The sequence below is a fragment of the Burkholderia sp. BCC1972 genome, from assembly GCF_905339605.1.
In the GTDB taxonomy this organism is placed as follows: domain Bacteria; phylum Pseudomonadota; class Gammaproteobacteria; order Burkholderiales; family Burkholderiaceae; genus Burkholderia.
Window position 1 is genome coordinate 1 of the sequence record NZ_CAJPGH010000055.1, and the last position, 3,631, is coordinate 3,631.

At 61.9% G+C, this 3,631-nt stretch carries 5 protein-coding genes; 3 read left to right on the forward strand and 2 right to left on the reverse strand.

What is annotated here, in order from left to right; all coding sequences use genetic code 11:
- Nucleotides 1-243: 243 nt before the first annotated feature.
- The 3 genes from cueR (at nucleotide 244) to U5798_RS36710 (ending at nucleotide 1,494) form a co-directional block, all read left to right on the forward strand.
- Nucleotides 244-648 (forward strand): Cu(I)-responsive transcriptional regulator, encoded by a 405-nt coding sequence (gene cueR, locus U5798_RS36700; RefSeq protein WP_059583527.1) that lies wholly within the window; start codon nucleotides 244-246, stop codon nucleotides 646-648.
- Nucleotides 649-863: 215 nt separating this feature from the next.
- Nucleotides 864-1,010, forward strand: coding sequence for a DUF3563 family protein (locus tag U5798_RS36705; protein ID WP_006478295.1), 147 nt, complete (start codon nucleotides 864-866; stop codon nucleotides 1,008-1,010).
- Nucleotides 1,011-1,125: 115 nt separating this feature from the next.
- The gene (locus U5798_RS36710; RefSeq protein ID WP_185658308.1) at nucleotides 1,126-1,494 is read left to right on the forward strand and encodes a hypothetical protein; all 369 of its coding nucleotides are present in this window, start codon (nucleotides 1,126-1,128) and stop codon (nucleotides 1,492-1,494) included.
- A gap of 32 nt (nucleotides 1,495-1,526) precedes the next feature.
- Here the strand turns inward: U5798_RS36710 and U5798_RS36715 are convergent, their stop codons facing one another.
- Both U5798_RS36715 and U5798_RS36720 read right to left on the reverse strand, forming a co-directional pair.
- Nucleotides 1,527-2,372, reverse strand: a complete 846-nt coding sequence (locus U5798_RS36715) for a 23S rRNA (adenine(2030)-N(6))-methyltransferase RlmJ (protein ID WP_124457131.1) — start codon at nucleotides 2,370-2,372, stop codon at nucleotides 1,527-1,529.
- 111 nt (nucleotides 2,373-2,483) lie between these two features.
- Nucleotides 2,484-3,455, reverse strand: a complete 972-nt coding sequence (locus tag U5798_RS36720; RefSeq protein ID WP_322084861.1) for an aldo/keto reductase — start codon at nucleotides 3,453-3,455, stop codon at nucleotides 2,484-2,486.
- Nucleotides 3,456-3,631: the final 176 nt, after the last annotated feature.

The following is a 3,631-nucleotide window of genomic DNA, read 5'->3' on the forward strand; positions in this document are numbered from 1 at the left end:
AAAACCCCCGCCCGAAAGGCGGGGGTTTTTGCATTTCGGCGGCAGAAATGCAGACAGGGCGACAGAAAAGCGCCCGATTCCTCGCATCCCGTTCACCGCCCACCAGATCCCTCCATCTTCCATCCTGCTGCCAGCCCCCATCGCGGAACGAAGTCCTGTGATTTGATACGATCGACGTGTCGTCGGCGATTGCATTCGTCGACGCTAACGATCGAAACAGGGGCTTGATGAAGAGGGCAGGGAATGAATATCGGCGATGCATCGCGCGAATCCGGAGTCAGCGCAAAAATGATCCGGTACTACGAACAGGTTGGCCTTCTTGCCCCAAGCAAGCGCACCGACGCCGGCTACCGCATCTACGGCGCGGACGAAATCCATATCCTGCGCTTCATCCGTCAAGCCCGGCGGCTTGGCTTTCTCGTCGAGGACATCCGCAAGCTGCTGATGCTCTGGCAGGATCGCTCCCGCGCGAGTGCCGAAGTGAAGTCGATCGCACTCGAGCACGTGGCCGAACTCGATAAACGCATCGCGGAGCTGAGCGACATGCGCGACACGCTGGCCGACCTGGCCGCGCACTGCCATGGTGACGGGCGGCCCGAATGCCCGATTTTGGCGCGCCTGGCCGACCCCGTAGATGAACCAAATTAGTGCGTGTACTCGAGCCTCAAAATGGACTCGGCTTCAATGCCTATAAAAATCAATGTGTTAGGCTCATCGAATGATCGCCCATTCCGATTTGGAATGGCTTCCATGCAAGTATTTCACTAGCATCTTGGTGCGGCATCGCTATAATTCGGGATAACCCTATACGGGAAATCCCTGAATCTCGATTCACCAGGGGTCCCTCTTCCTTGGAGAATGTCATGATCGCCTACATCGTCGAAAAGCTGAGCAACTGGTTCGAATCCGCAGAACGTGAGCGCCGTGAGGCTTACCTCGCCACGTCGTCGGATATCGTCCAGCTCGAGAGCCGTATCCGCTCGCTCGAAACCAACGGCTACTCGCTGTAATCGGAGTCACCGTCCGGTGCCGTGTGGCACTGAACGATAAGCAAGCCCCGTATTTGACGGGGCTTTGTTTTTTTGTGCACCGGATCTGGCGAAATCGTCAGTGCAGCGCTATGGTATGGACCTGCTTTTCATCCTGAAGGACACGATCATGCGTTTGCGTCTCGATGTGCGTCGCAGTGCCCGCGCGCGTCTCGTTCTGGGCGCGGCCGTACTCGTCCATGGTCTCGCGGCCAGTGCCGCAACGTCGTCAAAACCGCTGGTGCTCGATACGCAGCGCGGTATCCAGGACGGCAAGGGCGGATTGGTATTGCAGACAGCACCGTTGTCGTCGGAGCCGATCGTCGAGCCGGCGGGCATGCGTGCGCCGGCCGGGCAGGCGCCGAACACGTCGGTTCCGTTGTTCGTCGCGCCGTATATCAATGTTCCGGCTTGGGGTGGGCAGCCAGCCAACCAGCCTCGGCTCGCGCCGAGGCCGCAGCCGTAACGTAACGTAACGTAACGGGGCCGGTCGCCCGATCAGTTGCCGCGGTGCTCGATCTGACAGCGGGCGCCGCTGTCCTGCCCCAACATCTCGACCAGATAGGGCAATGCCTCGTTCATGCTCTGCGCGAGCGTGTACGGTGGATTCAGGATGAACATTCCGCTGCCGTAGAGGCCCAGGCCATCCGTCGGCGGATTCGATACCGTCAGCGTCAGGTGCAGCCAGTTGTTCGGTTGCAGGCGCTTCAACTGCTCGGGAAAGCGCTGCGACTCCAGCCGCGTGACCTGCGGGTACCAGATCGCATAGCAGCCCGTCGCGAATCGCTTCAGACACTCCGTCACGCAGCTTACCGTGCGCGCGTAGTCCTTCTTGTCCTCGTAGGACGGGTCGATCAACACGAGTGCGCGTCGCGGCGGCGGTGGCAGCAGCGCCTTGATCCCCTCGAAGCCGTCACCGGCGAAGATCATCGCGCGTCGCCCCGCGTCGCGGAAATTGTGGCGCAGCACGTCGATTTCCGTCGTGTGCATCTCGAACAGGCGCATGCGGTCCTGCTCGCGCATCGACCGCCAGGCGATGTACGGCGAACCCGGGTAGAAGCGCAGCTCGCCATCGTCGTTCAGTGCGCGAACTTCGTCGACATACTCGCCCAGTGCTTCCGGCAGGTTCTTTTCGTTCCACAGCCGGCCAATGCCGGTGTCGAATTCCGACGTTTTCGCCGCGTAGCCGTCGCGCAGCGAGTACACGCCGGCGCCTGCGTGCGTGTCGATGTACCAGTACGACTTGTCTTTCTTGTTCAGGTAGCGCAGCAGCTGGACGACGACGGCGTGCTTGAGCACGTCCGCGTGGTTGCCTGCGTGAAAACCGTGACGATAACTGAGCATGGCGGGCTGCCTGAAACGAAAGGTGAATCGATGAAAGCGGTCGATCGTGCGCGGCCGTCAGGCCGGGCACCGATGCGGCCGCGTATTGTACGCGAGTGGCCGTGCATCGCCTTATTCGAATGCGTCGCCGACCACCTCCTCGATGCGTTGCTTCACGTCCGGCGTCAGCTTCGCAGTCACGTCGAGTGCGCGCATGTTGTCGCCGATCTGCTCGATCCGCGATGCGCCCGTGATGACCGAACTCACGTGCGGATTCGCGAGCACCCACGCGATTGCGAGCTGGCCCGTGCTGCAGCCGAGTTCGGTCGCGACGTCGCCGAGCCGCTCGACGATGTCGTTGGCGGCCTGATCGGTCAGGCGGTCGCGCATCCAGTCGTAACCCTGCAACTGCGCACGGCTGCCTGGCGGCACGCCGTTGCGGTACTTGCCGGTAAGCAGGCCCGATGCGAGCGGGCTCCAGGTCGTGAGGCCGAGACCGTAGTCGTCGTAGAGCCGCGCATACTCCTGCTCGACCCGCGTGCGGTGGAACAGGTTGTACTGCGGCTGTTCGACGACGGGCTTGCGCAGGTGATGCCGTTCGGCGATCTCGCATGCGGCGCGGATTTCGTCGGCGCTCCATTCCGACGTGCCCCAGTACAGCGCCTTGCCGCGCGCGATCATGTCGCTCATCGCCCAGACGGTTTCCTCGATCGGCGTGTTCGGATCGGGACGATGGCAATAGACGAGGTCGACATAGTCGAGCTGGAGCCGGCGCAACGAGCCGTCGATCGCGTTCAGCAGGTATTTCCGATTCAGCGTGTGATACTGGTTCGGTGCTTCCGCGAGCCCCCAGAAGAACTTCGTCGATACGATGTAGCTGACGCGCGGCCAGTCGAGCGACTTGAGCGCGTGGCCCATGATTTCCTCGGACTTTCCGCCGGCGTAGACCTCGGCGTTGTCAAAGAAATTGACGCCCGCGTCGCGGGCTGCAGCGAGGCATTCGCGCGCAACCCGCTGATCGACCTGGTTGCCGTACGTGACCCACGAGCCGAGCGAAAGCGCGCTGATCTGCAGGCCGGAACGGCCTAGCCGTCGATAGTGCATGTGAATCTCCTGCGTGACAGAACCGACCTTAAGCTTAGACGTTTTGCGCGCGAACGGCGGGGCCGATCGTGCACAATGACGGCTGGCCCGCCGCGCTGATCATGCGGCGAACGCCGCGGTGGCGGGCACGCACTTTTTCGATCCGATAACGGGAGGAGACGGACATGGCAGCAGAT

Bases quoted from the DNA above. Each gene is read 5' to 3' on its own strand.
- U5798_RS36705 (WP_006478295.1), top strand. From the start codon at position 864: ATGATCGCCTACATCGTCGAAAAGCTGAGCAACTGGTTCGAATCCGCA.
- U5798_RS36720 (WP_322084861.1), bottom strand. From the start codon at position 3,455: ATGCACTATCGACGGCTAGGCCGTTCCGGCCTGCAGATCAGCGCGCTT.
- U5798_RS36715 (WP_124457131.1), bottom strand. From the start codon at position 2,372: ATGCTCAGTTATCGTCACGGTTTTCACGCAGGCAACCACGCGGACGTG.
- U5798_RS36710 (WP_185658308.1), top strand. From the start codon at position 1,126: ATGGACCTGCTTTTCATCCTGAAGGACACGATCATGCGTTTGCGTCTC.
- cueR (WP_059583527.1), top strand. From the start codon at position 244: ATGAATATCGGCGATGCATCGCGCGAATCCGGAGTCAGCGCAAAAATG.